Annotated in this window: 26 protein-coding genes and 2 pseudogenes; 11 read left to right on the top strand and 17 right to left on the bottom strand. The window is 72.5% G+C overall.

Going from position 1 to position 24,993, the window contains the following annotated elements; translation table 11 throughout:
* Window positions 1–118: 118 nt before the first annotated feature.
* Complete coding sequence (locus tag ACZ4U1_RS34495; RefSeq protein ID WP_467908107.1) at window positions 119–1,387, bottom strand: DUF418 domain-containing protein; 1,269 nt, start codon at window positions 1,385–1,387, stop codon at window positions 119–121.
* A gap of 391 nt (window positions 1,388–1,778) precedes the next feature.
* Between ACZ4U1_RS34495 and ACZ4U1_RS34490 the strand changes: the two genes are divergently transcribed.
* Complete coding sequence (locus ACZ4U1_RS34490; RefSeq protein ID WP_467908106.1) at window positions 1,779–3,566, top strand: ABC transporter ATP-binding protein; 1,788 nt, start codon at window positions 1,779–1,781, stop codon at window positions 3,564–3,566.
* 138 nt (window positions 3,567–3,704) lie between these two features.
* Here ACZ4U1_RS34490 and ACZ4U1_RS34485 read toward each other — a convergent pair whose 3' ends face one another.
* From ACZ4U1_RS34485 to ACZ4U1_RS34475, 3 genes are all read right to left on the bottom strand, one after another.
* Window positions 3,705–4,814 (bottom strand): sensor histidine kinase, encoded by a 1,110-nt coding sequence (locus ACZ4U1_RS34485; protein ID WP_467908105.1) that lies wholly within the window; start codon window positions 4,812–4,814, stop codon window positions 3,705–3,707.
* On the bottom strand, window positions 4,811–5,482 hold the full coding sequence (locus tag ACZ4U1_RS34480; RefSeq protein ID WP_467908104.1) for a response regulator: 672 nt from the start codon (window positions 5,480–5,482) through the stop codon (window positions 4,811–4,813). The genes ACZ4U1_RS34485 and ACZ4U1_RS34480 overlap by 4 nt, the downstream gene beginning before the upstream one ends.
* Before the next feature lie 259 nt (window positions 5,483–5,741).
* A complete protein-coding gene (locus tag ACZ4U1_RS34475; RefSeq protein WP_467908103.1) occupies window positions 5,742–6,467 on the bottom strand; it encodes a dienelactone hydrolase family protein in 726 nt (241 codons plus the stop codon).
* 307 nt (window positions 6,468–6,774) lie between these two features.
* Here ACZ4U1_RS34475 and ACZ4U1_RS34470 point away from each other — a divergent pair, with 307 nt between their 5' ends.
* Window positions 6,775–7,284 carry a tautomerase family protein gene (locus ACZ4U1_RS34470; protein ID WP_467908102.1) on the top strand — a complete coding sequence of 170 codons (510 nt, stop codon included), beginning with the start codon at window positions 6,775–6,777 and terminating at the stop codon, window positions 7,282–7,284.
* Window positions 7,285–7,304: 20 nt separating this feature from the next.
* On the opposite strand, the gene ACZ4U1_RS34465 is transcribed toward ACZ4U1_RS34470, so the two are convergent.
* Window positions 7,305–7,889, bottom strand: coding sequence for a TetR/AcrR family transcriptional regulator (locus ACZ4U1_RS34465; protein WP_467908101.1), 585 nt, complete (start codon window positions 7,887–7,889; stop codon window positions 7,305–7,307).
* A gap of 105 nt (window positions 7,890–7,994) precedes the next feature.
* On the opposite strand from ACZ4U1_RS34465, the pseudogene ACZ4U1_RS34460 reads away from it, so the two are divergent.
* Window positions 7,995–8,404, top strand: a pseudogene (locus ACZ4U1_RS34460) (tautomerase family protein); the annotation flags it as partial.
* A gap of 67 nt (window positions 8,405–8,471) precedes the next feature.
* Here the strand turns inward: ACZ4U1_RS34460 and ACZ4U1_RS34455 are convergent.
* Together ACZ4U1_RS34455 and ACZ4U1_RS34450 are read right to left on the bottom strand one after the other, a co-directional pair.
* Window positions 8,472–9,131 carry an NAD(P)-dependent oxidoreductase gene (locus ACZ4U1_RS34455; protein WP_467908100.1) on the bottom strand — a complete coding sequence of 220 codons (660 nt, stop codon included), beginning with the start codon at window positions 9,129–9,131 and terminating at the stop codon, window positions 8,472–8,474.
* Window positions 9,128–10,156, bottom strand: coding sequence for an EamA family transporter (locus ACZ4U1_RS34450; RefSeq protein WP_467908099.1), 1,029 nt, complete (start codon window positions 10,154–10,156; stop codon window positions 9,128–9,130). The genes ACZ4U1_RS34455 and ACZ4U1_RS34450 overlap by 4 nt, the downstream gene beginning before the upstream one ends.
* Window positions 10,157–10,236: 80 nt before the next feature.
* Here ACZ4U1_RS34450 and ACZ4U1_RS34445 point away from each other — a divergent pair, with 80 nt between their 5' ends.
* Window positions 10,237–11,127 carry a LysR family transcriptional regulator gene (locus tag ACZ4U1_RS34445; protein ID WP_467908196.1) on the top strand — a complete coding sequence of 297 codons (891 nt, stop codon included), beginning with the start codon at window positions 10,237–10,239 and terminating at the stop codon, window positions 11,125–11,127.
* 10 nt (window positions 11,128–11,137) lie between these two features.
* On the opposite strand, the gene ACZ4U1_RS34440 is transcribed toward ACZ4U1_RS34445, so the two are convergent.
* Window positions 11,138–12,031, bottom strand: coding sequence for a helix-turn-helix transcriptional regulator (locus ACZ4U1_RS34440; RefSeq protein ID WP_467908098.1), 894 nt, complete (start codon window positions 12,029–12,031; stop codon window positions 11,138–11,140).
* 189 nt (window positions 12,032–12,220) lie between these two features.
* On the opposite strand from ACZ4U1_RS34440, the gene ACZ4U1_RS34435 reads away from it, so the two are divergent.
* Entirely contained in the window at window positions 12,221–13,633 is a 1,413-nt protein-coding gene (locus ACZ4U1_RS34435; RefSeq protein ID WP_467908097.1) for an MFS transporter, read from the top strand.
* Between the two features lie 28 nt (window positions 13,634–13,661).
* Here ACZ4U1_RS34435 and ACZ4U1_RS34430 read toward each other — a convergent pair whose 3' ends face one another.
* Window positions 13,662–14,492, bottom strand: coding sequence for a M55 family metallopeptidase (locus ACZ4U1_RS34430; protein WP_467908096.1), 831 nt, complete (start codon window positions 14,490–14,492; stop codon window positions 13,662–13,664).
* Between the two features lie 89 nt (window positions 14,493–14,581).
* On the opposite strand from ACZ4U1_RS34430, the gene ACZ4U1_RS34425 reads away from it, so the two are divergent.
* The gene (locus ACZ4U1_RS34425; RefSeq protein ID WP_467908095.1) at window positions 14,582–14,854 is read left to right on the top strand and encodes a hypothetical protein; all 273 of its coding nucleotides are present in this window, start codon (window positions 14,582–14,584) and stop codon (window positions 14,852–14,854) included.
* A gap of 44 nt (window positions 14,855–14,898) precedes the next feature.
* Here the strand turns inward: ACZ4U1_RS34425 and ACZ4U1_RS34420 are convergent, their stop codons facing one another.
* From ACZ4U1_RS34420 to ACZ4U1_RS34400, 5 genes are all read right to left on the bottom strand, one after another.
* Window positions 14,899–16,338 (bottom strand): sensor histidine kinase, encoded by a 1,440-nt coding sequence (locus ACZ4U1_RS34420; RefSeq protein ID WP_467908094.1) that lies wholly within the window; start codon window positions 16,336–16,338, stop codon window positions 14,899–14,901.
* Window positions 16,339–17,058, bottom strand: a complete 720-nt coding sequence (locus tag ACZ4U1_RS34415) for a response regulator transcription factor (protein ID WP_467908195.1) — start codon at window positions 17,056–17,058, stop codon at window positions 16,339–16,341.
* Window positions 17,059–17,197: 139 nt separating this feature from the next.
* The gene (locus ACZ4U1_RS34410) at window positions 17,198–17,773 is read right to left on the bottom strand and encodes an FMN reductase (protein WP_467908194.1); all 576 of its coding nucleotides are present in this window, start codon (window positions 17,771–17,773) and stop codon (window positions 17,198–17,200) included.
* Between the two features lie 8 nt (window positions 17,774–17,781).
* Window positions 17,782–18,873, bottom strand: a complete 1,092-nt coding sequence (locus ACZ4U1_RS34405; RefSeq protein WP_467908093.1) for an LLM class flavin-dependent oxidoreductase — start codon at window positions 18,871–18,873, stop codon at window positions 17,782–17,784.
* Window positions 18,874–18,961: 88 nt separating this feature from the next.
* Complete coding sequence (locus ACZ4U1_RS34400; protein WP_467908092.1) at window positions 18,962–19,852, bottom strand: zinc-binding dehydrogenase; 891 nt, start codon at window positions 19,850–19,852, stop codon at window positions 18,962–18,964.
* 132 nt (window positions 19,853–19,984) lie between these two features.
* Here ACZ4U1_RS34400 and ACZ4U1_RS34395 point away from each other — a divergent pair, with 132 nt between their 5' ends.
* Window positions 19,985–20,389, top strand: a complete 405-nt coding sequence (locus tag ACZ4U1_RS34395) for a winged helix-turn-helix transcriptional regulator (RefSeq protein WP_467908091.1) — start codon at window positions 19,985–19,987, stop codon at window positions 20,387–20,389.
* A 20-nt stretch (window positions 20,390–20,409) separates the two neighbouring features.
* On the opposite strand, the gene ACZ4U1_RS34390 is transcribed toward ACZ4U1_RS34395, so the two are convergent.
* Window positions 20,410–20,868, bottom strand: coding sequence for a hypothetical protein (locus ACZ4U1_RS34390; RefSeq protein WP_467908193.1), 459 nt, complete (start codon window positions 20,866–20,868; stop codon window positions 20,410–20,412).
* Between the two features lie 154 nt (window positions 20,869–21,022).
* Here ACZ4U1_RS34390 and ACZ4U1_RS34385 point away from each other — a divergent pair.
* From ACZ4U1_RS34385 to ACZ4U1_RS34375, 3 genes and pseudogenes are all read left to right on the top strand, one after another.
* Window positions 21,023–21,253 (top strand): annotated as a pseudogene (locus ACZ4U1_RS34385) (YnfA family protein); the annotation flags it as partial.
* 63 nt (window positions 21,254–21,316) lie between these two features.
* Entirely contained in the window at window positions 21,317–22,093 is a 777-nt protein-coding gene (locus tag ACZ4U1_RS34380) for an SDR family NAD(P)-dependent oxidoreductase (RefSeq protein ID WP_467908090.1), read from the top strand.
* Complete coding sequence (locus tag ACZ4U1_RS34375) at window positions 22,090–22,266, top strand: hypothetical protein (RefSeq protein ID WP_467908089.1); 177 nt, start codon at window positions 22,090–22,092, stop codon at window positions 22,264–22,266. Before ACZ4U1_RS34380 ends, ACZ4U1_RS34375 begins: the two co-directional genes overlap by 4 nt.
* A gap of 3 nt (window positions 22,267–22,269) precedes the next feature.
* Here the strand turns inward: ACZ4U1_RS34375 and ACZ4U1_RS34370 are convergent, their stop codons facing one another.
* A complete protein-coding gene (locus ACZ4U1_RS34370; protein ID WP_467908088.1) occupies window positions 22,270–23,115 on the bottom strand; it encodes an SDR family oxidoreductase in 846 nt (281 codons plus the stop codon).
* Between the two features lie 94 nt (window positions 23,116–23,209).
* On the opposite strand from ACZ4U1_RS34370, the gene ACZ4U1_RS34365 reads away from it, so the two are divergent.
* Window positions 23,210–23,791 carry a TetR/AcrR family transcriptional regulator gene (locus ACZ4U1_RS34365; RefSeq protein WP_467908192.1) on the top strand — a complete coding sequence of 194 codons (582 nt, stop codon included), beginning with the start codon at window positions 23,210–23,212 and terminating at the stop codon, window positions 23,789–23,791.
* Here the strand turns inward: ACZ4U1_RS34365 and ACZ4U1_RS34360 are convergent.
* On the bottom strand, window positions 23,781–24,974 hold the full coding sequence (locus ACZ4U1_RS34360; protein ID WP_467908087.1) for an RtcB family protein: 1,194 nt from the start codon (window positions 24,972–24,974) through the stop codon (window positions 23,781–23,783). The two genes, ACZ4U1_RS34365 and ACZ4U1_RS34360, sit on opposite strands and share 11 nt — an antisense overlap.
* Window positions 24,975–24,993 lie beyond the last annotated feature (19 nt).

Here is a 24,993-nt window from a genome sequence, read left to right as displayed (position 1 = left end):
GTGGCAGGACTTCAGCCACCGGCTGCATGAGGCGGGGCATCAGCCCTATTGCCTGGTGTGGCCCTGACCTGGGGTTTCTCGGGTAGTGGGCGGGGTTTTGCAGGGGATGCGGTCGGTGTCATCGGATGTGCTTCGCCGGCTTGGTGGCGGCGTTGAGCAGGTATTCCAAGGGGCCGCGGCGGAAGAAGCGGGACCAGATCGCGGCGAACAGGGTGGCTCCGAGGATGAACATGAGCAGGGGCACCCATGATTGCTGGGTGCTGGTCCCGGCGGGCACGGACAGCGCGGACTGTGCGAGGAAGTGGCCGACGTAGGCGGTCAGGGACATGGTGCCCACGGCGATGACCGGTTTCGCCAGGCGGCGCAGTCGCGGCAGGCGGTCCATCGCCACCGTCGCACCGACGATCACGAGGATCGCGACTCCGACGCTGCCGATGATGTCGAACGTGGTGCCGCTGTGCGGCCCGGCCGTCAGGAGCATCGACGCCGGCCTGTCGGGGAACGACCCGCTGTCGAGCGGTACCGACCCGCTGTCGAGGGGCATCGAACCGGAGCCGCCCGACGACGACCCGTCTTCCGCCATGCTCCGCAAGGCGTCCTTGCCGGCGAGCAGCAGGGACATGCCGTACGCGGTCACGGTGAGGGCGGCACCGAGCGTGGCCAGGCGCCGCTGGACCGTGCCGGAGGACAGGTCGAGGCGGCCCAGTGCCATGCCCGCGATCACGAACGACATCCACGGGAGCGCCGGGTAGAAGCCGGTGAGCAGCAGGTCGAGCAGCCCCACCTCGCTGAGGCGGTAGAGCGGGTCGTAGGCATTGATGCTCTGCTGGATTGACGGAGTCAGCAGCGAGGTCAGGGCGAACGCCAGCTGCGGTGAGACGAGGGCGAACGCGGACGCGATGATCGCGAGTGTCCTGGCGCGCAGTCGCACCAGGGGCAGGACGAGCAGGAAGTAGACCCCGTAGAAGCCGAGGATGATCACTCCCCCGTACTCCATCGCCATCACGGTGCCCAGCGCCAGCAGGACCACGGCGCGGATCGCGATCCGCGCTTTCGCCTGCCGGCCGGCCAGGCCGGTCCGGGGCTCGCGGCGGCCGGCGATCAGCATCAGCGAGAACCCGGCGAGCGTGGCGAACAGGACCGAGGAGTGACCGTCCGCCAGGTACCGGATCCAGCTGGCGACGCCGTCCGTGGCCGACAGCGGCGGGCCGATGTGCACGACGTACATGCCGAACACCGCCAGTGCGCGGGCCAGATCCACCCCCACGAGGCGTGCCGTCGAGACACCGGGCGAGGCCGGCACCGCGGGCTCGGGGGAGGTTCGGGGCGGCGGAGGCGAGTTCTCCTGGGGACCTGACGTCTCCTGCGGAGGCTGTGTCCGTGTCATACGGAGAACCTCGCGTGGCCGTCAGTGGCGGACCATCCGGCAGCCTTCGGCAACGCTCCCGCCGATCGGCGGATACCACCCTGCCGACCGGCGGAGTCTCGTCCTGACCGGTCTCCGACGCGACCGGGCAGCGGTCTTCCTCACCCACCCGGCGGGGGTGGACCCGACGGTTGCCGGATGGGCGCGGGGTCGAACGTGCTTCCACGATCGAGGCGTGACACACCGTGCGCAATCCGACAAGCAGGAGGACCTCTGGAGTTCCTCGGTCTGACGCTGGCGGCGGGCGCCTTCGTCCTGTTCGTCGTCCGCCCTGAGGTAACCGACATGCTCACGTCCTGGTGCGCCGGACCGCTGACGCGGTGCCCGCCACACTGCAGGAGAAAGGAACTTCGTGAACACCGCATCCGCCCCGACGACGGATGAGACTCCCCTCTCTGCCCGAGAAACGATCAAGGCGCTGCACGCCTACGTCCGCCCGCACCGGTGGGCCGTGGTCCTCGGCCTGCTGTGCGCCCTCATCGGGGCCGCCGGGGGGCTGCTGCAGCCGCTGGCCACGAAGGCGCTGGTGGACCGGCTCGCCTCCGGCGAGACCATCACCGGGATACTGATCGCGCTCACCGTCCTGGTCCTGCTGGGCACTGCGGTCGAGGCGTTCGGCGCGTATGTGCTGGAGCGGACGGCGGAGTCGGTGGTCCTGGCCGCACGGCGCACCCTTGCGGGGCGGTTGCTGCGGCTGCGGATCGCGGAGTGGGAGCGGATCCCACCGGGTGATCTGATGTCCCGGGTCACCTCGGACACCACGCTGCTGCGTGCGGTCAGCACCCAGGCGGTCGTCTCCGCGGCCACCGGCGCGGTGTCCTTCGTGGCGGCGCTCGTGATGATGGGGTTCCTGGACGTCGTCCTGCTGGGTGTGACGCTCGGTGCGGTCGTGCTGGTCGGCGGGGCCGTCGCGCTGGTGATGCCGCGCATCGCCCGCGCCACCGAGCGGGCGCAGGAGGCGGTCGGGGAGATCTCCATCGCGCTGGAGCGGGTCTTCGGGGCGTTCCGCACGGTGAAGGCGTCGGGTGCCGAGGAGCGGGAGACCGCCCTGGTGGAGGCTGCGGCGCGGCGGGCGTGGCGGCACGGTGTGAAGAGCGCGAAGTGGGAGGCCGTGGCCGGCTCGGCGGACGAACTCGCCGTACAACTGGCCTTCCTGGCGGTGCTCGGGGTCGGTGGGGCGCGGGTTGCGTCCGGGGAGATCCCCGTGTCCACCCTCATCGCCTTCCTGCTGTACCTCTTCTATCTGATCGAGCCGGTGTCCCAGCTGGTCGACGCCGTGTCCCACTATCAGGAGGGGGCGGCCGCGATCTCCCGGATCGCGCAGGTGGAACGCCTGTCGACGGAGCCCACCGACCGGCGGACGGGCGGCCTGCCCAGGCAGGTGGCAGCGGTGCCGGGTCCGGCGTCGGTCCGCTTCGAGGACGTGTCCTTCCGCTACCGTCCGGACCTGCCGTACACGCACCATCGGGTGAGCTTCGAGGTGCCGCGCGGCGGGATGACGGCCTTCGTCGGTCCCTCCGGTGCGGGCAAGTCGACGGTGTTCGCGCTCATCGAGCGGTTCCACGAGGCCACCGGCGGCCGGGTCCTGGTCGACGGCAAGGACGTGAGGGACTGGTCCCTGTCCGGACTACGGTCCGCCATCGGATACGTGGAACAGGACGCTCCGGTGCTGGCCGGCACACTCAGGGAGAACCTGGTCTTCGCCGCGCCCGGCGCGACGGACGACGACATCCGCGACGTCCTGGCCCGAGCGAAGCTCGACACCCTCGTCCAGCGCCTGCCCCACGGGCTGGACACCCCCGTCGGACACCGCGGCTCCAAGCTGTCGGGCGGCGAACGGCAGCGCATCGCCATCGCCCGCGCCCTGCTGCGCAGGCCCCGGCTGCTGCTCCTGGACGAGGCGACGTCGCAGCTCGACGCCGTCAACGAGCTGGCGCTGCGGGACGTCGTCACGGAGGTGGCCCGTGAGACCACCGTGCTCGTGGTGGCCCACCGCCTGTCGACAGTGACCGGAGCCGACCGGATCGTCGTCATGGAAGCCGGCCGGGTCCGGGCGGTGGGCAGTCATGAGGAACTGGTGGTCCGGGACCGGCTGTACGCGCGGCTGGCGGCCACCCAGCTCCTGACCCCCACGCGATGACCCACGGCGGCGCGTACGGCCTTGGGTATCGAGGTAAGCCGTCGCCGCGCTCACGCCGTTCGGCGAGGTGACTCGGGCCGCGCGCATGGACGACACCCTGTGAGTCCTCTTCACCGGCCTCACCCCGGCCCTGGCCGGTCAGTCCCCGCCGAGCGGGATCCGCAGCCGCACCCGGTAGCCACCCTCGGCCGTCGGGCCCGACTCCAGGGTCCCATCCAGAATGTCGGCCCGTTCCCGCAGGCCGATCAGACCCTGTTGCGAACCGGGCAGGGACAGGGAGGGACGCGTGGGCGCGGTGTTGGTGACAGTCACTCCGACATCGTCGCCGTCCTGCCACAGTTCGACGCGGGCCGCGGCGCCCGGGGCGTGCTTGCGTACGTTGGTCAGCGCCTCCTGGACCGTGCGGTAGATGGCCCGTTGGGCGGGGGTGCCGACGGCGGGCGCGAGTTCACCGGTCAGCTCCGCGTGAGTGCCGCTTGATTCCACCAGTTTGTGCAGGTCGGCGAGAGTGGGCTGAGGCGTCAGCTCGGTGTCGCGGCCGCCGGAGGCGCGCAACAGCGTGACCATGGTGCGCAGTTCGTCAAGCGTGGTGACGCTCAGCGAACGGATCGTGCGAGCGGCCTCTTTGGTGTTCTCGTCCTTGGTGGCGACCTGGAGGGCTCCGGCCCGTACGGCGATCAGGCTGACCTGGTGGGAGACCACGTCATGCATCTCACGGGCCAGCTGGGCGCGTTCGCGGGCGAGGACGGCCTGGGCGTGCAGGGCACGCTCGTGCTCCCTGGCCTCCTCGATCTCGTCCAGCCGCCGCGCCAGGTCCCGCTGTGCCTGGAGGAGCTGGCCGAAGAGGACGGGTGCGGCGGCGGTCGCCAGGCTGTAGACGAAGATGACCAGCGTCATGGTCCGGTCGGCCTCGGCCAGGGGCCACGGGGTACTGCCCACGACGGCGGACAGGGCGACGCACACCGCGAGGAGACGGCGGTTGCGGGAGCGTTCGGCCAGGGTGAACAGCGCCACGAGCACAGCGACGGCGACGTCCTGAGTCAGCGCGATGGGCAGGGTGAGCACGAACACGCCGAGCGGGAACCGGCGCCGGAACGCCAACGCGGCGCAGCCGACAGCGGCCGGCGCGACACCGAGGCGCGTGTGCTCCCACATGTTCAGCCATACGTCCACGGCCGCCACCGCCACCACGAGGACGTCGACGACCCAAGTGGGAACCCGCTTCCACGCAGCCGTGGCGCGGCTCATCGTCCGACCTGCGGCTGCGGGCGCTCGTCGAGCAGTCCGGCCCGCTGCGCCAGCAACGCGGCCTGCACCCGGCTCGTCACCCGCAGCTTCGTGAGGATCGCACTCACGTGGTCCTTGACCGTGCCGGTGCTCAAGTGGATGCGCCCCCCGATGTCCGCGTTCGACAGGCCCTCCGCCACCAGGACGAGGACGTCGCGTTCCCGGGCTGTGAGCAGCCGGACGCGGGCCGCCTCCTCGTCGACGGCCGCCCCGCTGCCGGGGTGGCCGCGCAGCAGTGTCCGCGACGCCTTGGGGGACAGCACGACACCGCCCGCGGCCAGGGTACGCACCAGGTGGGCGAGCTGCTCGGGCTCGGTGTCCTTGAGGAGGAAACCGGCAGCGCCGGAGTGCAGCGCGGTGAGGATGTAGTCATCGGCGTCGAACGTGGTCAGCATCGCCACCACCGGCGGATCCGGCATCGCGCGCAGCTCGCGCAGGACGGTGAGCCCGTCGACGTCCGGCATGCGGATGTCCAGCAGCACCACGCCGGGCCGCTCCCGGCGTACGGTCTCCACGGCGCCGCGCCCGTCGGCGGTCGCGACGACCTCGATGTCCTCGGCCGCGCCCAGGATGAGTTCGAAGCCAGAGCGGACCAGTGCCTCGTCGTCCACCACCACTACCCGTATCACGCGCGCTCCGCCTAGCTTTCGTTCATGCCGTCCGGCCTCTGCCGACTCGACCTTAAAGCCCTCCACAGACCCAGCAGCCGGACAGACAGCAGCTCCAGCCATGCGGCGGGGCAGCTCCCTCCGGTCGGCAGGGACATCACAGCCGCCCCGCCGGCCGCCGCACCGTCGCCGCTGAAGCAGTGGGACCGCATACGCCAGAAACCTGCCGTGCTGACCGGTGGGCGCTGGTCAGTGGGTGCCCGAGTTCGGACCGACCGGATCACTCCGTCACGGGCAGGCACTCGGCGAGCAGGTCGACGACGTCGTGCCAGGCTCGCTGCGCATGCCGTGGGTGGTGTCCGACGCCGGGGAGCACGGTGTGGTCGACCGGCGGGTGGTGGAAGGCATGCAAGGCGCCGCCGTAGACCACAAGGCGCCAGTCGACGCCCGCGGCCTGCATCTCGGCCGTGAATGCGTCCCGTTGCGCGGGCGGCATGATGGGGTCTTCCGACCCGACCCCGGCCCACACCGGGCAGCGGATGCGCGCCGCCTCGTCCGGTCGGCCGGTGGTCAGCCCGTTGACGGTCGCGATCGCGCGCAGGTTGACGCCGTCGCGCCCGAGTTCCAGCGCGATCGCGCCACCGGTGCCGTAGCCGACGGCGGCGATCCGGTCGGGGTCGGTCCGCGGTTCGGCGCGCAGTACGTCGAGCGCCGCGTGGCCGATACCCCGCATCCGGTCGGGGTCGTCGAGCAGCGGCAGGCACCGGGCCAGCATCTCCTCGGGGTCACCCAAATAGCGCCCGCCGTGAAGGTCGAAGGCCAGCGCTGCATATCCCAGCTCGGCGAGAGCATCGGCCCGGCGGCGCTCGACGTCGCTGAGCCCCATGCCCTCTGGTCCGAGCAGCACCGCGGGCCGGCGGTCGACACCGGCCGGGAGCGCGAGGTACCCGATCATCGTCAGACCGTCGGCCAGGTACTCGACCGTACGCGTCGTAATCGTCGTCATGAGACTGGACGGTAGTGATCGTCAAGCCCGGTCCGGCCGGTGTTCTGCCGCCGGCAGAACAGCGCGGGTGTCCCTCTGGCCGCGCCAGAAACCGCTGAAGAGACGGATGTTCCTCAGCTGCCGTGTCCGTGGGACGTCAAGGGTCAGGCTCCATTTCGGGCGGCGCTGTCGAATGACCCACATGACGCCCGAGGGTCGGTCGCTCGGCGGTCATCTCCTACCGAGCCTGCACAGCCCGGCTTATGACAGTCGTTATAGAGGCGTGTAGCCTGGCCGTCGCTTATAACGACTGTCATAGGAGGACGCCGTGACGATCATCGCCGTGAACGCCCCGAAGGGCCGCCTGAGCCAGGAGCAGCGCCGCGAGCTGGCCGAGACGCTGACGGACGCGGTCCTCGTTCCGGAGGTCGGACAGTTCGCGCCGGCCGCGCGGGTCGGGTTCCAGGTGCACTTCACCGAACGCGAGGCCGACATGATGGCCATCGGCGGACGACTCCTCGCCGATGCGGATGCCGATACCGACACCGATGCGGATGCGGATGCGGGCAGCGCCGACGTCATGGTGATCGACGTGACGGTGATGGACGGGGACTGGCGGGAGGAGGTCCGGGCCGAGGTCATCGAACGCGTCCTGGCCGCGACGGCCGACGCCTGCGGGCTCCCCGAGCCGTCTCCGGCCTGGTGGGTCACCTTCCGGGTGATCGGCGAGGGCAGCTGGGGGTCGCGCGGCGGTGTGCTGTCCGCCCCCTCCCTCCTGGACAGCGGGGTGTTCACGGAGGAGAAGGCCAGGGCCGTACGCACCGCACTCGGCGCATGACCCGGGCCTGCGCGTCTCCGTCAGCCCTCGACCGCCCCGGCGACCAGCGCCTGCAACTGCTCGGCGGTGCGGTCGAGCGGCTCCGTACTCCGCTTGGCGCGGCACAGCGCGACCGTGCCCTCGACGGCCGCCACGACGAGCGTCGCGAGCTGCGCGGCCTGCTCCGCTTCGGCGCCGTGGGCCCGCAGCGAGTCGGCCAGCAGGGTCTCCCACTGGGCGAACACCTCGGCCGCGGCGGCGAGTGCGGGCGGGATCCCGTCGGCCGGGGGTTCCTCGATGGCCACGGCCAGGACGGGGCAGCCGGCGTGGAAGTCGCTCTCCACGACGATCTTCCGCCACAGGGCGAGGAACGCCCGCAGCCCTTCCACCGGCCCCGCCTCCAGCTCCTTGCGCAGGACGCGGGCGACCCACTCGCCGGTGTACCGGACCGCTTCGGTGGCCAGCTGCTGCTTGCCCTCGGGGAAGTAGTGGTACGTCGAGCCGAGCGGCGCCCTGGCGTGCTTGGCCATCTCCCGGATGCTCGTGGCGCTCAGGCCCCGCCGACTGATCATGTCGGCGGCCCCGGCCACGATCCGCTCACGCGACGGCGTACTGCTCTTGGCCACCTGCACTCGTCCCCTCTGGCTATAACGGCCGTCATAGTCTAGCGTGGCTCCGCTTTATAACGACCGTCATAGACAGTCGCCGCCGACGACCCGAGGAGCCCCGCCGTGCCCATGATCCGGCTGACCGTCCCGACCGGTGCCCTCACCGAACAGGGCCGCACCACCGTCCAGCGCGACCTCGCCGCCGTACTCCTGCGCTGGGAGGGCGCCCCCGACACCGCCTTCTTCCACGCCCAGGCCTGGAGCTACCTCGTGGAACTGCCCGAGGGGCCCAGACCACCGCGGGGGACGACGCGCCGCGCTTCCTGGTGGAGGTCACCGTCCCGCAGGGCGCCCTGTCCGAGCGCCGCAAGGCCGGCCTGGTCGAGGAGGCGACGAGGACGGTGCTGGGCGCGGCCGGCCTCACCGCCGACGACGCCCTGCGCGTGTGGGTCCTGGTGCACGAGCAGCCCGACGGCACCTGGGGCGCGGGCGGCTCCGTGATCCGCTACGCCGACCTGGTGGAACTGGCGAAAGCCGGTCTTCGTCCGGGCGGAGGCAGCAGAGGCGGACGGCTGACCGGCCCCGAAAGCCGGCCGCGCCTCACTCCTCCCCGGCGTGGACGACCGTGATGTGCCGGTCGTCGCCCGGGTTCTCCAGTTCGTCCAGGGCGGCCACGGCCAGGTCCTCCGTGCTGATCCAGGACCGGCCGTCGGCCGTGGTGAGCAGGGTGTCGGTGCCCCGGCGGTAGCGGGCGGTGCGGGTGCCGGGCTCGAGGAGGGCCGGGGGGCTGAGGTAGACCCAGTCGGTGTGGGCGTGGGCCCGGCAGGTCCGGAGCTGGGCCACTCCGGCGGCGGCGACCGGCTGCAACCGCGGCGGGACGTGGGCCGGGTCGTCGGCGACCAGGAGGCCGGGCGCGCCGGGGCTGCGCAGGGCGCCGGCCCCGCCTACCACCAGGACGCGGGCCCCCAGCCGCGCGGCCGCGTCCAGGACGGTCCGGGTGGTGCCGAGCAGGAAGTCCTCGTCCACCGGGTGGGTGCGTACGGTCACCACGACGGCGTCCGCGCCCGAGTCCGCGAGCGCCTCGCGCACGGCGTCCGGGTCGTGCGCGTCGACCGGGACCGGTGTCACGTCCGGGTGCTCGCTCGTCGGCTTCCGGGACAGGGCCAGCACCCGGTGGCCGCGTGCGACGGCCTCGGCGACGACCCGGCTGCCGACCGTTCCGGTGGCGCCGAGGACCGCGATCGTCATACCTGTGCTCATGGGATCCGTTCTCCTTCTTGTCCGCGGGGGGTTGGGTCTTCTTCTTGTCCGCGGTGGGTCGGGGCTTCCTGGCCGCGGTGGATCTGAGATTCCCGGCCACGGCGGGCCGGAGATTCCCGGCCACGGCGGGCCGGAGATTCCTGGCCACGGCGGGGGGAGTTTCCTGGCCGCGGTGGGTTGAGTTGTGCGGCCAGCAGCGCCACCAGGGCCAGGACGAAGCCGCAGCTCTGGGGCAGGGTCAGGGACTCGCCGCGGGCCGTGCCGATGACGGTGGCGACCAGCGGGGAGAGCAGCACCAGGGGCGCGGAGGCGCCGACCGGGAGGGTGGCCAGGCCGCGGAACCAGAGGGTGTACGCGATCAGGCCGCCCATGCTGCCGAGCCACAGGTAACCGCCGACGGCACCCGCGTCGATCCGCTCGGGCAGCCCCTCGAACAGCAGGGTCGGCGGGAGCAGGAGCAGTCCGCCGACCGTGAGTTGCCAGCCGGCCAGGGTCAGCGGACCGACCCCCGCCGGCCGGCCCCAGCGCCTGCTGAGGACGACCCCGCCGGCCATGGTCGCCGTATGGCCGAGACCGGCGAGCACCCCTACGGCGTCGAGCCGGGCGTGCGGCCCGAGGACGACGAGTCCGACGCCGGCCACGCCGAGCACGCCCCAGGCCCAGCGCCAGGCGGTCGGCCGGTCGTGGAGGACGGCGATGGCCAGGGCGGCGACCAGCAGCGGCTGGGTGGCGCCGAGGGTGGCGGCGACACCGCCGGGGAGCCGCTGGGCCGCCACGAACAGCAGGGGCATTCCGCCGATGTTGAGCAGGCCGAGGACGACGGCCTTCCACCACCAGTTGCCGCGCGGCAGGACGCGGGTGAGCGCCAGGCCGAGCAGTCCGGCGGGCAGGGCGCGCATGAGGCCGGCGAACAACGGGTGCCCGGGCGGGAGGAGTTCGCTGGTGACGACGTAGGTCGTGCCCCAGGCGGCGGGGGCGAGGGCGGTCAGCAGGACGGTGGCCGGCCGGTGGGTGTACGGGGGCATGTCAGGAAGTCTCGGCGGGCGACCCGCCATGCGTCCAAGACATGGTTGTCATCGCAGCCATGAACGACAACGATGATCGCGTGGACCTCCAGCAGATGCGGTACGTCGTCGCCGTCGCCGAGACCCGTAACTTCACCCGGGCCGCCGAACGCTGTTTCGTGGTGCAGTCCTCGCTCAGTCACCGGATCGCCGCGCTGGAGCGGGAGTTGGGGGCACGGCTGTTCGCGCGGTCCAGCCGGCGGGTCGAACTCACCAGCGCCGGCGAGGCGTTCGTGGCCCGAGCGCGGGAGGCGCTGGCCGCCGCCGAGAGGGCGATGGCCGACGCGTCCGCCGCGGCCGGAGTGGTACGGGGGCGGCTGGCCGTCGGCGTGATCGTGACCACCGCCGCCGTGGACGTGGCGGAGGTGTTGCAGCGGTACCGGGCCCAGCACCCGCAGGTCCGGGTGATGCTCCGGTCCGGGCGCAGCGACGAACTGGCGGCGGCGATCCGGAGCGGGGACCTGGACATCGCCTTCCTGGGGCTGCCGGAGGACCAGCGGCCCTCCGGGGTGGAGAGCCTCGTCCTCGCCCACGACGCGCACGTCCTGGTCGTGGCGGCCGGGCACCGGCTGGCGGGGGCGGCCCGGGTGACGCTGCGGGAGATCGCCGACGAGACGTTCGTGGACTTCGTGGCCGGTACGCCCGCCCGGGCCCAGTCGGATCAGGCGTTCGCCGCGGCGGGACTGGTCCGCGATGTGGCGTACGAGGCCGGTGTGGTGGAGCTGATCACCCGGCTGGTGGCGCGCGGACTCGGCGTCGCGCTGCTGCCCTCGGCGTTCATCCGGCCGCTGGCCGCGGACGATCCCGCGCTGGCACTGGTCCCGGTGGTCGACGGGCCGCACCGCGTGGAGTGTCTGGCGTGGAGCCGCTTCAATCCCAGCCCGGCCACCCGGGCCATGCTCGACGTCCTCGGGGCCGGCGCCCGCACGTGACCGCGACCGCTCACCGCGCGTCCAGGGCGGGCGGTCCCGGCTCGGTGGCGGTCGCCCTGGGGGCCGTCGTAGCCGCCAGCAGGCGCAGGGCCGCGTCGGACGGGGTGCCGGGTTCGGCGGTGTAGGTGATCAGGCGCCGGCCCCCGGTGCCCGGGAGGCACAGGTTCTCGAAGCCCAGCTCCAGGGCGCCGACGGCCGGATGGCGCAGGGACTTGCTGCCCGAGGTGCAGGTGCGGACCGGGTGCCGGGCCCACAGGGCGGTGAACTCGTCGCTCTGGATGGACAGTCGGCCGATCAGCTCGGCCAGTGCCCGGTCGTCGGGGTGCCGGCCGGCGACCAGGCGCAGGGAGGCGACCGCGAGGTGGGCCTCCTCCTTCCAGTCGGTGTACAGGGCCCGGTAGCGCTCGTCCAGGAACAGCATGCGGACGAGGTTGGGGCGGTCGGCGGGGATGTCCGGGGACTCCCACGGCAGGTGCGGGGCGAGCAGGGCGTGGCCGAGCCGGTTCCAGGCGAGGACGTCACCGCGCCGGTCCAGGAGGAGCGCCGGTACGTCCGTCATGGCGGCGAGCAGCCGGCGGGCCGAGGGGGTCGCGTGTTCGGCGCGGGGCGCGGCCGGGCGGCGCCGGGCGGGCCGGGCCAGGTCCCGGAGGTGGGCGGTCTCGTCCTCGGTGAGCTTGAGGGTGCGGGCGATCGCGTCCAGCACGGAGTCGGAGACACCGGCCGCGCGGCCCTGTTCGAGGCGGGTGTAGTGGGTGATGCTGACGCCCGCGAGCAGGGCCAGTTCCTCGCGGCGCAGTCCGGCGACCCGGCGGCGGGCCGGCGTGGTCGCGATGCCGACGTCCTCCGGCCGCACCGCGGCACGGCGGGACTTCAGGAAGTCTCCCAGCTCGGTCGACGCGTTCATGCGGGCCTCCGGGGTGTGGGGCGGTCGCCGTCCATCCTGCCCGCCCGAGGGGGTGAACGGGACACCCGAGGGTGGTCATGCGATGACCACCCTCGCGGCGGCCGGTCGTACGGGGGTTCTGGCTGCGGTGGCCGGAAGGGGCGAGGTTCGTGCCCGGAAACTCCACCGCACAGAGGGGACCACCTCGCCATGTCCGTCACCGACACTCGCCGACCGGCCGGCGCGCCCCCGGTCCTGACCCCCCGGCTCCGCCTGGTGCTCGTGCTGCTGCTCGCGGCACAGTTCATGCTGGCCGTGGACTTCTCCATCCTGAACGTGGCCCTGCCGGTGATCGGTGCGGGTCTCGGCTTCTCCCTCGCCCATCTCCAGTGGATCGGCACGGCGTTCGCCCTGTGCGCGGCCGGGTTCACCCTGCTGTTCGGGCGGGTCGCCGATCTCTTCGGCCGGCGCCGGCTGTTCCTGGGCGGTCTCCTCGTGCTGGGCGCGGCCTCGCTGGCGGGCGGGCTGGCACAGAGCCCCGAGGTGCTGATCGCGGCCCGGGTGTGCCAGGGGCTGGCCACCGCGGCGGTCACCCCGGCCGGGTTGTCGCTGCTGACGACGTCCTTCCCGGAGGGCCCGCTGCGGGAGAAGGCGCTCGGCCTCAACGGGGCGCTGATGTCGGCCGGTTTCACCACGGGCGCGATCCTCGGCGGGCTGCTGACGGACCTGCTGTCCTGGCGGTGGGCGTTCTTCGTCAACGTGCCGGTGGCGCTCGTCGTGCTCCTCGTCGCGCCCGCGGTCATCGCCGAGTCCCGGCCCGCCGAGCGCCCGAAGCTGGACGTGCCGGGTGCCGTGACGGTCACGCTCGGGCTGCTGGCGGTCGTCCTCGGTCTGACGCAGGCCGGTGAGCACGGCTGGGGTGCGCCGGCCACGTTGCTGCCGCTCGCGGCCGGGGTGGTGCTGCTCGGGGTGTTCGCGGCCGTGGAACGCCGGGTGGCCGCGCCGCTGGTGCCGCCGCACGTGCTGGGGAGGCGGTCGGTGGCGTGGGGCAACCTCGCCGGTCTGGTCGCGTTCCTCACCGAGACGTCCCTGGTGTTCCTGCTGACCCTGTACCTCCAGGAGGTGCTCGGCTTCTCCCCGCTGGCGGCCGGGCTGTCCTTCGGGGTGCTGGGCGCGGGGACGGTCGTCGGCGGTGCGCTGGCCCCGCGGTGGATCGGCGGGTTCGGCGCCACGCGGGCGCTGCTGGCGGGCGGTCTGGTCCAGGCCGTGTTCACGGCGGCCCTGCTCGGGCTCGGCACCGGCCGTTCCTCGCTGTGGCTGCTGCTGGCCGCGACCTTCGCGGGCGGTGTCGGGAACATGCTGGTCATCGTCGGCTTCATGGTGACGGCCACGTCCGGTCTCGCCGACGACGAACAGGGCCTGGCCACCGGGCTCGCCACGATGACCCAGCAGATCGGCATCACCATGGGTACGCCGGTGATGAGCGCCGTCGCCACCGCCGCCATGTCCGGTACGGGCGCCGTGGCCGTCCTCGGCGGACTGAGGACCGCGATCGCGGCGAACGCGGCCGTCGTCCTCCTCGGCACCCTGGCCGGCGCGCTGTTCCTCAGGGGCAGGCGGTGAGGTCAGTACGGCCCTCGAGCCGGCAAGGTCAGCAGTACGGCGCCTGGTTGGTGAGGGAGGCCGCCACCCGCATCCACACCCCGAACTGCCGGTACAGCGCGGGCAGCGGGCCGCTCGCCCGGACCGTCCGCGTGTCCTCGGCGGTCACGCCGGGGATGCCGAGCAGGGTGCCTGCGACCGAGGCGGACTGCCAGCGCACGGTGAGGGTCGCCTCGGCGGCGGACGGCGCCGGGCGGGCCGGGGCCGGGGTCAGCGCCCGGGCGACCGCCTCCTCGATGGCCTCGCGTGCCTGCGCGGCCGGCCGCAGCTCGGCCGCGAACCGGTCATGGGCGTACTTCACCGGGACGGTCACGACCGACGCGTCCCACTCCGTCATCTCCGCGCACGCCGTGTCGTCACCCGTGAGGACCACCACGGGCACCCCGAGGGCCGCCGCCGTGGCATGGGCGAGCCCGATCTCACCGACCGGGCGGCCGTCCAGCCACATGTCCTCGATCTCGTGGCCCATGAAGCTGTGGCTGAGCACGCCCGGTGCCCCGGCCCGGGAGTGGTAGCCGACGCACAGCGCGGCGTCGTACTCCCCGGTCAGGCCCTCCAGCATGCCGAGCTGCTTGGGCTTGCCGCGTACCAGGCGGGCCGCCGGGTGCAGCGCCTCGGGGAGCAGGTTGCGCATCGGCCCGTGGGCGTCGTTGACGAGGACGCCGGTCGCCCCGGCCGCCAGCGCGCCCCGTACGGCGGCGTTCACGTCCTCGGCCATCATGGTGCGGCCCCGCTCGTAGTCCCGGCCGCCCGGCTGGACGTCGTCGGCGTCGACGAGCCCGGTGATGCCTTCCATGTCCACGCTGATGTAGATCCGCACGGCGTCGACCCTAACCGACCCTACGTATTGTAGGTTCCCAATCGCCCACGCCCGCCGGGCTGTTCACACGTCTGTTCAACGGGGGACCCATGCAGGACACCACGGAAGCGGAGCCCGGTACGGAGGTCTGCGCGCGCGATCTGGCGCCGACGCTGACCGTGCTGGTCGTCAGCCTGGTCATCGCCGCCGTCGGCGTGTACGAGCTGTGCGGCTTCGGGCTGCACAGCCTGGACCGGCGCCCGCACCTGTTCAGCGACGGCCTCGCCACCGGCGGGGTGATCGTCGCCGCCGTGGCCGCCGGGGCGGCGGTGGGCAACCTGGCCTGGCACCTGACGGCGGCCCGGCGCGGCCAGGCGAACTGAGCGCGGCCGGAGGGCTCACCCTTCCACCCGGCGTCGTGGGACACCTACTCACCCCTGCCGGCGCCGGGCACGATCCCGCCCCCGACCGTGAATCCGATGACCGCGCCGCCGCCCTCGCGCCGGTAGGCGAACGGGGCCCCGCCGTGGGCCATGGCGACCTCGCGGACGATGGAGAGGCCGAGGCCCGAGCCGGGCTGGGAGCGGGCGTCGGCTGCGCGGTAGAAGCGGTCGAAGATGCGGACGAGGTCGCCCTCGGCGATCCCGGGCCCCCGGTCCCGCACCTCCACCCGTACCGTGCCCGGCCGGGCGGGTCCGGTGATGCGGACCTCGATCGGCGCCTTGCCGTCCCGGTCGAACTTGGCCGCGTTCTCGACCAGGTTGGAGATGGCACGCTGGAGCATCCCGGGCCGTCCGTCGGTCGTCGTGTCACCGCTCGCGCTCAGCACCACGTCCCGGCCGGTACGGCGTCTGGCCAGCCCGACGACGTCCTCGGCGAGGTCGGCGAGGTCCACCCGCTGGGGCGGCTCGGCGTCGGACTGCCCGGCGGCGAGGTCGACCAGCTCGTTGACCAGGTCGGTCAGTTCCCTGGCCTCCTGGGAGAGGTCGGCGACCAGTTCCTCCCGGGTGTCGGGCGGGAGTTCGTCGATGCGCCGGAGCAGCGAGATGTTCGTACGCAGGGAGGTGAGCGGGGTGCGCAGTTCGTGCCCGGCGTCCTGCACCAGCCTGCGCTGGTCCTCCTCCGACTGCGCGAGCCGGCCCAGCATCCGGTCGAAGGCCCGGCCCAGCCGCCCCACCTCGTCCAGACCGGCCACCGGCACCTGGATGTCCAGCTGCCGGGTGCGGGCGACGTCCTCGGCGGCGGAGGTGAGGACCACCAGGCGCCGGGTGATCCGCCGGGCCAGCCACCACCCGAACAGCCCGGCCGCCACCACGACCGCCGCCATCAGCATCAGCGTCCGCTGCTGGAGTGCCCGCAGCAGGTCCTCGGTGTCGCTGAACTCCTGCGCGACCTGCACCGCTCCGCGCCCGTCGCCGAGCGAGACGGTGGCGATGCGGAACAGGTCCGCGTCCACCCGTACGTCCTTGTGCTGGACCACCCGCCCGGCCGTCCGCGCGACGGCCATGTCCCGGTCCCGGGAGGTGACGGGCAGCACCGGACTGCCGTGGTCCATGATCTGCCCCTGCGCGCCGAGCACCTGCACGTCGGTGCGGGCGGGGCGGACCACGTCGTGGCCGGGGCGGGAGGAGGAGAAGTCGTCGGGGCTCATCGCGTGCTGCCGTACCTCGTCCCGCACGTCCTGCACGACCTGCGTGAACACCGACTGCTGGTCGACGCGGACGAGCCGGGCGGCGGAGTTGTACGACAGGATGCCGACGAGGATCGTGACGGCGGCGGTGACGGCGGCGAAGGAGACCGCGAAGGTGGTGCGCAGGGAGACCAGCTTCGGCCGGGGCCCGGCCGGCAGCCGCCAGCGGCGGCCCACCTAGTCCTCCCTGAGCACGTAACCCACGCCCCGCACGGTGTGGATCAGCTGCGGGGCTCCGGGCTCGTCCAGCTTGCGGCGCAGGTAGCCGACGTAGACGGCGAGGTTCTTGGAGCCGGGCCCGAAGTCGTACCCCCAGATCCGGTCGTAGATCGTGGAGTGGTCGAGGACGATGCCGGCGTTGCGCGCCAGCAGTTCCAGCAGCTCGAACTCGGTGCGGGTCAGCTCCAGCTCGCGCCGGCCGCGCCAGGCCCGGCGGGCCTGTAGGTCCATGCGGATGCCGGCGGCCTCCACCTGCCGGTCGGAGACCTGCGCCTCGCGCACGGCGCTCTCCGGCGCGGCACCGGAGCCGGCTGCGGGCGCCGGGCTGGTACGGCGCAGCAGCGCGCGCAGCCGGGCGAAGACCTCCTCGACGTCGAACGGCTTGACCACGTAGTCGTCGGCGCCGGCGTCCAGGCCCGCGATGCGGTCGGCGGTCTCCACCAGGGCGGTGAGCATCAGGATCGGCGTCCGGTCACCCTCGGCCCGCAGCACCCGGCAGACCTGGAGGCCGTCGATGCCCGGCATCATCACGTCGAGCACGAGGACGTCCGGCGGGTTCTTGTGGGCCTGCGCCAGCGCTTCCACGCCGTCGGCGACCGCCGTCACCCGGTACCCCTCCAGCGTCAGGGCACGCTCCAGGGCATGTCGGATGGCACGGTCGTCTTCGGCGAGCAGCACAGTCTGGGGCACGGAGCCAGTGTGCCAAGGCCTCCGGCGGTCGGACCGGCCTCGCCGGGCCTGTGATCACCCTTTTTACCGCCCTCTCACCGTCACAACGGCAACCCGCCCCACCGCCCTGCCGTCTCCTCGGCGGCGCCTAGGAGGCGAGCCTGGCCAGCTGTTCCGCGAAGGGCACCACGGCCTCCTCGCCCCGCCGCGGAGCCGACGGCATCAGCGCGGCCAGCTCCCCCGCCGCCCGCTCGATCCGCTCGGCCAGCCCCTCCGCGGCGCCCCAGTCCTCCGATGCGGCATACACGCCGGTCGGTACGACCACGGCCCGCAGGTAGGCGAAGAGCGGCCGCAGCGCGTGCTCCAGCACCAGCGAGTGCCGCGCCGTGCCCCCGGTCGCCGCGATCAGCACCGGCTTCCCGGCCAGTACGTCCTTGTCCAGCACGTCGAAGAACGACTTGAACAACCCGCTGTACGACGCGCTGAACACCGGGGTCACGACGATCAGCCCGTCGGCCCCCGCCACCGCGTCCTGCGCGGCGGCGAGGTTCTTGCCCGCGAACCCGTTGGTGAAGTTGTGCGCGATCTCGACCGCGAGTTCCCGCAGCTCGATCACCTCGGTGTCCACCGGCGTGTGCCGGTCGACGGCGGCGGCCAGCCGGTCGCCGAGCAGCCGGGTGGAGGACGGGACGCCCAGTCCCGCGGACACGACGACAGTCTTCATGCGCTCGTTCATACGGTGGCCGCCTCCTTCTCCTTCGCGGCGAGCAGGGACTGGTGGGTCGGCGCCTCCGGCACGTCCGCCGGACGCCCCTGGGCGAACTCCTCGCGCAGCACCGGCACGACCTCCTCGCCGAGCATGTCGAGCTGCTCCAGTACGGTCTTCAGCGGCAGTCCCGCGTGGTCCATCAGGAACAGCTGGCGCTGGTAGTCGCCGGCGTACTCGCGGAAGGACAGGGTCTTCTCGATCACCTGCTGCGGGGAGCCCACGGTCAGCGGGGTCTGCTCGGTGAACTCCTCCAGCGAGGGCCCGTGGCCGTACACCGGCGCGTTGTCGAAGTACGGCCGGAACTCCCGTACCGCGTCCTGCGAGTTCTTCCGCATGAACACCTGGCCGCCCAGGCCGACGATCGCCTGTTCCGGGGTGCCGTGCCCGTAGTGGGCGTACCGCTTCCGGTAGAACTCCACCATCCGCTTGGTGTGGTCGGCGGGCCAGAAGATGTTGTTGTGGAAGAAGCCGTCGCCGTAGTACGCGGCCTGTTCGGCGATCTCCGGCGAGCGGATGGAGCCGTGCCAGACGAACGGCGGCACGTCGTCCAGCGGGCGCGGGGTGGAGGTGAAGCCCTGCAGCGGGGTGCGGAACTTGCCCTCCCAGTCGACGACGTCCTCGCGCCACAGGCGGCGCAGCAGGGCGTAGTTCTCGATGGCGAGGTTGATGCCCTCCCGGATGTCCTGGCCGAACCACGGATACACCGGTCCGGTGTTGCCGCGGCCCATCATCAGGTCCACCCGCCCGTCGGCCAGGTGCTGGAGCATCGCGTAGTCCTCCGCGATCTTCACCGGGTCGTTGGTGGTGATCAGCGTGGTGGACGTGGAGAGGATCAGCTTCTCCGTCCGCGCGGCTATGTAGCCGAGCATGGTGGTCGGGGAGGACGGCACGAACGGCGGGTTGTGGTGCTCGCCGGTGGCGAAGACGTCGAGCCCGACCTCCTCGGCCTTGAGCGCGATGGCGACCATGGCCTTGATCCGCTCGCGCTCGGTCGGGGTCCGCCCCGTGGTGGGGTCCGGCGTGACGTCGCCGACCGTGAAGATCCCGAACTGCATGGTCGCTCACCCTCCAGGTTGTTGACCGTTCAACTATACCCCTGGAACGGTCCCCCTCCCCCGGCTATTCCGCCCCCTCTCCCGCGAGTCAGGGCACCAGCACCAGCCGCCCCCGCACCCCGCCCTCCGCCAGCCGGGCGTGCGCCTCGGCCGCCTCCGCCAAGGCATAGGTCTCGGCCACCCGCAGGGTCAGCACCCCCTCGTCCACCAGCCGGACCAGCTCCGCCAGCCCCGCCCCGTCCGCGGCCACCTCCACGGCCCCCGTCCGCACCCCGCGCACCGGACCGGGCTGCGCCCCGGGCCGCACCCCGACGTACGCGCCCCCGTCCCGCACCCACTCCAGGGCCGCCTCGCCCAGCACCGCCGCGTCCAGCACCGCGTCCGCACTCCCCGGCGCGACCCCGTCCGCCGTGAAGCGCGCGGCGCCCAGCGAGCGCACCAGCTCCTCGTCGCCCGCCCGGCCGTGCCCGGTCACCTCCAGCCCCCGGTGCGCGGCCAGCTGCACGGCGAAACCGCCGACCGCGCCCGCCGCCCCGGTCACCAGCAGGGACGCACCCGGCGCGAGATCCAGCAGATCCAGCGCCTGGAGCGCGGTCACCCCGTTCAGCGGCAGGGTGCCCGCGTGCACGGCGTCCACCGTGGCCGGCGCCTTCGCCACCGCGTCCGCGGCCACGACGACATACTCGGCGTGCGCCCCCAGCGGATCGGCCACCCCCGGCACCAGCGCCACCACCGGGTCCCCGACCTGCCAGGCAGCGGCCACACCGACCGCGTCCACCGTCCCGGCGACGTCCCAGCCGAGCCCGAGGGTCTTGCCGGCCCCGCCGAAGAAGCCGGCGCGCACCCCCGCGTCCACGGGGTTCAGCGCCCCCGCGGCCACCCTGATCCGCACCTGCCGCGCCCCCGGCTCCGGCACCGGCACCTCCGCGATCTCCACCGCGTCCGGACCGCCGAACACCCTCACCACTGCTGCACGCATGACAACTCTCCTCGAAATCAAGCCACTTGACGGGTCCGCGGCACCTTTCCGGCCGCACCGCCAACCGTAGGAGAGCTACTATCCATCGGTAAGTAGTTACCTGAGAGTGCGTAGCCGACCCGGAGGAGAGCCATGGCCACCATGACCGCCGCCCAACGCCGCGAACAGGCCCGCGCCGCATACGACGCCTTCATCCGCGGCTGCCCCACCAACCAGCTCCTCGGACGGCTCAGCGACAAGTGGGTCAGCCTCGTCGTCTCCGCCCTGGCCCCCGGCCCCCTGCGCTACAGCGACCTCGGCCGCAAGATCGCCGGCGTCAGCCCCAAGATGCTCACCCAGACCCTGCGCGCCCTGGAACGGGACGGCATCATCAGCCGCACGGTCACCCCGTCCGTCCCGGTCCGCGTCGACTACGCCCTCACCCCGCTCGGCGCCAGCCTCGCCGGCCTGCTCACCGCGGTGAAGGACTGGGCCGAGACCCACTTCGACGAGGTCCGCACCGCCCGCGAACGCTACGACGCGCAGAACCCCGCCTAGCCAGGGAGCGGCTCAGGGAGTCAGAAGGAGTACGAGTCCCCGGTCGCCAGCACGAGCACCGCCATCCGGTCGTTCGTCCGGTCCTCGTCCGTCACCCCCGCGCTCCACGCGGTGTCGATCTCCAGCGTCAGCTCCGCAGGCCGCTCCCGCAGCCGTACCGGCAGCCGCAGCTGCTCCCCCGCCGCGTCCACGGCCAGCGCCCCCGTCCCGCACAGCACCGTCCGCTCGTCCTCCCGCGCACACCGCGCGGGCAGCTCCTGCTCGTCGGCCAGCTCCACCGACCAGCGCAGCCGGACCGTCGCGTCCGAGACCTCGGCGGGCCCGTTGTTGCGCGGGGTCAGCAACACCTCCACCCGGTCCCCCTCCAGCACCGCGCTCCCGTGGAAGGCGAGATCGGCCTGCGGAGCCGGAGCGGCCACCGCGACCCCCGGCACCAGCACGGCCCCGGCACACACCCCGGACAACACCCACGCCCGCATCCGCACGCCCCTCACCACTCCTCGCTCACGCGCCGCACCGCCGCGGGTACGACTGCCGTACGGATGTATGCCACGCGAGCCGCCCACCAGGCGCCCTCCAACAGGTGACACCACCCCCGCCCGCGAAGCCGGCCCCATGCCGCTCCTGCGCTCCGCCGCCCTCTTCGCCGTCGCCCTCGGCGCGTACGGCTTCGTCGCCACCTTCCGGCCGGACGCCCACTTCGGCCGCGTCCTCGCCGCCTCCGGCGGGATCTTCGTGGCCGGATCCCTCCTGTGGGGCGTGCTCGCCGACGGCTACCGCCCCGACCGCTGGGACATCACCGGCGCGCTGATCTGCCTCGCCGGGACGGCCGTCATCATGTGGGCGCCACGAGACGCCGGCTGAAGGTCACTTACGCTGGACGGAACCTCGGTCGCACACCACCCCGACGCAGCCCCAGGAGCAGCCATGGCCACCGCCGCCCCGTCCGCCGCCTCCCGCATCGCCGTCGTCACCGGCGCGAGCAGCGGCATCGGCGCCGCCACGGCCCGGCAGCTCGCCACGGCCGGCTACCGCGTCGTCCTCACCGCCCGCCGCAAGGACCGCATCGAAGCCCTCGCCGAGGAACTCACCCAGGCCGGCCACTCGGCCGTCGCCTACCAGCTGGACGTCACCGACCGCGCCGCCGTCGACGAGTTCGCCACCGCCTTCCAGACGATCGGCGTCCTCGTCAACAACGCGGGCGGCGCCCTCGGCGCCGACCCGGTGGCCACCGGCGACCCGGCCGACTGGCGCGCGATGTACGAGACCAACGTCATCGGCACCCTGAACCTCACCCAGGCCCTGCTGCCGAAGCTGGTCGCGAGCGGGGACGGCGTGGTCGTGGTCGTCTCCTCCACCGCCGGCCACGGCACCTACGAGGGCGGCGCCGGCTATGTCGCCGCCAAGCACGGCGCCCACGTCCTCGCCGAGACCCTCCGCCTGGAGATCGTCGGCCAGCCGGTCCGGGTCATCGAGATCGCCCCCGGCATGGTCAAGACGGAGGAGTTCGCCCTCACCCGCTTCGGCGGCGACCAGGAGAAGGCGGAGAAGGTCTACCAGGGCGTCGCCGAACCCCTCACCGCCGACGACGTCGCCGAGACCATCGCCTGGGCGGTGACCCGCCCCAGCCACGTCAACGTCGACCTCCTGGTCCTGCGCCCGCGCGCCCAGGCGTCCAACACGAAGGTCCACCGGGAACTGTGACGAGCCCCGACGACTCCTCGGAATCCCTGGAGTCCCTGGAGTCCCTGGAGAAGCGGCGCCTGGCCCAGGAGACCAAGGACGAACGCCAGGTCTGGTACTTCCTGGCCTACTTTCTCTTCGGTATCCACTTCATCGCGTTCATCATGATCTACGCGGTACGGCACGCGAAGTAGCGGCTAGGCGAACGCGGGCAGGCTGCGCGCGACCCACGCCGAGAACGGCGCCGCCGGCCTGCGCAGCACCGCCTCCACATCGGGGCTGACCTTCTGCTCGGCGGGCAGCGGCGCGCCGAGCACGTCCAGCGTGCCCGCGACGACCTGCTCCGGCATGAACCGCGCCATCCCCGCGTGCGCCTCCGCCCGGGACAGCTCCACGAACCCCACCTCCTCACCGAGGGCCGCCCCGATGACCTCGGCCTGCCCACGCGGACTGATCAACTCGGGCCCGGTCAGCTCGTACACCCGGCCCGCGTGCCCCTCCTCGCGCAGCGCGGCGGCGGCCACGGCGGCGATGTCCGCCGGGTCGACCACGGGCAGCGCGACATCGCCGAAGGGCGCGTGGACGGTGCGCCGGGTACGGACGGACTCGGCCCAGGCGAACGCGTTGGACGCGAACCCCGCAGGCCGCAGAACGGTGAACTCCCGCCCCGACGCCCGCACCGCACTCTCGAACTCCCGCAGCCGGTCGTGCGAGGACGCGTCCGGCCGGGTGGCGGCGACCTGCGAGGACACGAGCACGATCCGCTCGACCCCGGCATCCGCGACCGTCTTCGTCACGGCCTCGGGCGCCTCCCCGCGGAAGTTCAGCTCACCCCCCAGCAAGAGAAACACCGCCCGCGCACCGTCGAGCGCGGGCCGCAGGCTCCCGGCGTCCCCGACCCCGCCCCGGACCCACCGCACCCCGGCCAGGTCCTCGCCCGCCCCGTCCCCCCGCGACACGGCAACGACCTCCTCACCGCCCCCGGCGAGCAACCGCACCAGCACCCGCCCGATGTTCCCGGTGGCACCCGTCACGACGATCATCACAACCCCCTGAGTGAGTTAGCTACCTAACTAACAAGGGACGCTAGCACGCCCCCACCCCCACCTGTCTATAGTCAGTCAGGTGACAAACTCAGTGGATCGACGGGTACAGGCGTCACAGAAGCGCCAACGACTCACGGCGGCGGCGGCGCGGGTCCTGCACGAACAGGGCATAGAGCGCACCACGCTCGCCGACATCGCCCGCGAGGCCGACGTCCCGGTGGGAAACGTCTACTACTACTTCAAAACAAAAGACGAGCTCGTCCAGGCCGCCCTCTCGGAACACCGGGCCCACCTGGACGAACTCACCCGCGGCCTGGACCGGTTGCCCGACCCGCGCGACCGCCTCAAGGCCCTGATCGAGGCCTGGGTGGCCCAACGCGAGGTCGCCGCCCGCCACGGCTGCCCCACCGGCACCCTGGCCGTCGAACTCGACAAGCGCGCGGACGGCACCCTCGACGCGGAGGCCGGCGCGGTGATCCGCCGCCTGCTGGACTGGACGGCCACCCAGTTCCGCGAGTGGGGCCTACCGTCCCCCGACGACCTCGCCCTCACCCTGGTCTGCGCCTACCAGGGCATGTCCCTCCTGACCAACGCCCTCCGCGACCCGGACATCATGACCCGCGAGGGCAACCGCCTGCTGCGCTGGCTGGACTCGCTCCAGGTCAGCCCTTGACGCAGACGACCTGCTTCAGCTTGGCCACGACCTCCACCAGGTCCCGCTGCTGGTCGATGACCTGGTCGATCGACTTGTAGGCGCCCGGGATCTCGTCCACGACGCCGGAGTCCTTGCGGCACTCCACGCCCCGGGTCTGCTCTTCCAGGTCCTTGGTCGAGAAGCGCCGCTTGGCCGCGTTACGGCTCATCCGCCGACCCGCGCCGTGCGAGGCCGAGTTGAAGGCCAGCTCGTTGCCGAGGCCCTTCACGATGTACGACCCCGTGCCCATCGAGCCGGGGATGATGCCGTACTCGCCGGAGCCGGCCCGGATCGCGCCCTTACGGGTCACGAGCAGGTCCATGCCCTCGTACCGCTCCTCCGCCACGTAGTTGTGGTGGCAGGAGATCTCCTGCTCGAAGGTCGGCTTCGCCTTCTTGAACTCCTTGCGGATCACGTCCTTGAGGAGCGCCATCATGAGCGTGCGGTTGTACTTGGCGTACTCCTGCGCCCAGAACAGGTCGTTGCGGTAGGCCGCCATCTGCGGGGTGTCCGAGACGAACACGGCGAGGTCGCGGTCGACCAGGCCCTGGTTGTGCGGGAGTTTCTGGGCCACGCCGATGTGGTGCTCGGCGAGTTCCTTGCCGATGTTCCGGGAGCCGGAGTGGAGCATCAGCCACACGGAACCGTCCACATCCGTGCACACTTCGACAAAATGGTTTCCGCTTCCGAGCGTTCCCATCTGCTTCCAGGCGCGTTCCTGACGGAATTTGACCGCTTCCGCGATCCCGTCGAACCGCCCCCAGAAGTCGTCCCACCCGGCCGTCGCCAGCCCGTGGAAGTCCCCCGGCTCCACGGGCTCGTCGTGCATCCCCCGCCCCACCGGTATCGCCTGCTCGATCTTCGACCGCAGCCGCGACAGGTCTCCGGGCAGATCGTTCGCGGTCAGGGACGTCTTCACCGCCGACATCCCGCAGCCGATGTCCACCCCGACCGCCGCCGGGCAGACCGCGCCCCGCATCGCGATGACCGAGCCGACCGTCGCGCCCTTCCCGTAGTGGACGTCCGGCATCACGGCCAGGCCCTTGATCCACGGCAGGGTCGCCACGTTCTGGAGCTGGCGCAGGGCCACGTCCTCGACCGTCGCCGGGTCCGTCCACATCCGGATCGGGACCTTGGCGCCCGGCATCTCTACGTACGACATATGTTCCTCATTCCCCCGG

The organism is Streptomyces sp. NPDC028928 (assembly GCF_055564915.1).
The sequence above is the reverse complement of the archived record's forward strand: the minus strand, read 5'-3'. Positions and strand labels throughout refer to the sequence as shown.

What these genes read in the sequence shown, in the direction of transcription:
- ACZ4U1_RS34495 (WP_467908107.1), bottom strand. Translation starts at nt 1,387, where the DNA reads ATGACACGGACACAGCCTCCGCAGGAGACGTCAGGTCCCCAGGAGAAC.
- ACZ4U1_RS34485 (WP_467908105.1), bottom strand. Translation starts at nt 4,814, where the DNA reads ATGAGCCGCGCCACGGCTGCGTGGAAGCGGGTTCCCACTTGGGTCGTC.
- ACZ4U1_RS34475 (WP_467908103.1), bottom strand. Translation starts at nt 6,467, where the DNA reads ATGACGACGATTACGACGCGTACGGTCGAGTACCTGGCCGACGGTCTG.
- ACZ4U1_RS34455 (WP_467908100.1), bottom strand. Translation starts at nt 9,131, where the DNA reads ATGAGCACAGGTATGACGATCGCGGTCCTCGGCGCCACCGGAACGGTC.
- ACZ4U1_RS34450 (WP_467908099.1), bottom strand. Translation starts at nt 10,156, where the DNA reads ATGCCCCCGTACACCCACCGGCCGGCCACCGTCCTGCTGACCGCCCTC.
- ACZ4U1_RS34440 (WP_467908098.1), bottom strand. Translation starts at nt 12,031, where the DNA reads ATGAACGCGTCGACCGAGCTGGGAGACTTCCTGAAGTCCCGCCGTGCC.
- ACZ4U1_RS34435 (WP_467908097.1), top strand. Translation starts at nt 12,221, where the DNA reads ATGTCCGTCACCGACACTCGCCGACCGGCCGGCGCGCCCCCGGTCCTG.
- ACZ4U1_RS34425 (WP_467908095.1), top strand. Translation starts at nt 14,582, where the DNA reads ATGCAGGACACCACGGAAGCGGAGCCCGGTACGGAGGTCTGCGCGCGC.
- ACZ4U1_RS34410 (WP_467908194.1), bottom strand. Translation starts at nt 17,773, where the DNA reads ATGAAGACTGTCGTCGTGTCCGCGGGACTGGGCGTCCCGTCCTCCACC.
- ACZ4U1_RS34405 (WP_467908093.1), bottom strand. Translation starts at nt 18,873, where the DNA reads ATGCAGTTCGGGATCTTCACGGTCGGCGACGTCACGCCGGACCCCACC.
- ACZ4U1_RS34400 (WP_467908092.1), bottom strand. Translation starts at nt 19,852, where the DNA reads ATGCGTGCAGCAGTGGTGAGGGTGTTCGGCGGTCCGGACGCGGTGGAG.
- ACZ4U1_RS34395 (WP_467908091.1), top strand. Translation starts at nt 19,985, where the DNA reads ATGGCCACCATGACCGCCGCCCAACGCCGCGAACAGGCCCGCGCCGCA.
- ACZ4U1_RS34390 (WP_467908193.1), bottom strand. Translation starts at nt 20,868, where the DNA reads ATGCGGGCGTGGGTGTTGTCCGGGGTGTGTGCCGGGGCCGTGCTGGTG.
- ACZ4U1_RS34380 (WP_467908090.1), top strand. Translation starts at nt 21,317, where the DNA reads ATGGCCACCGCCGCCCCGTCCGCCGCCTCCCGCATCGCCGTCGTCACC.
- ACZ4U1_RS34370 (WP_467908088.1), bottom strand. Translation starts at nt 23,115, where the DNA reads ATGATCGTCGTGACGGGTGCCACCGGGAACATCGGGCGGGTGCTGGTG.
- ACZ4U1_RS34360 (WP_467908087.1), bottom strand. Translation starts at nt 24,974, where the DNA reads ATGTCGTACGTAGAGATGCCGGGCGCCAAGGTCCCGATCCGGATGTGG.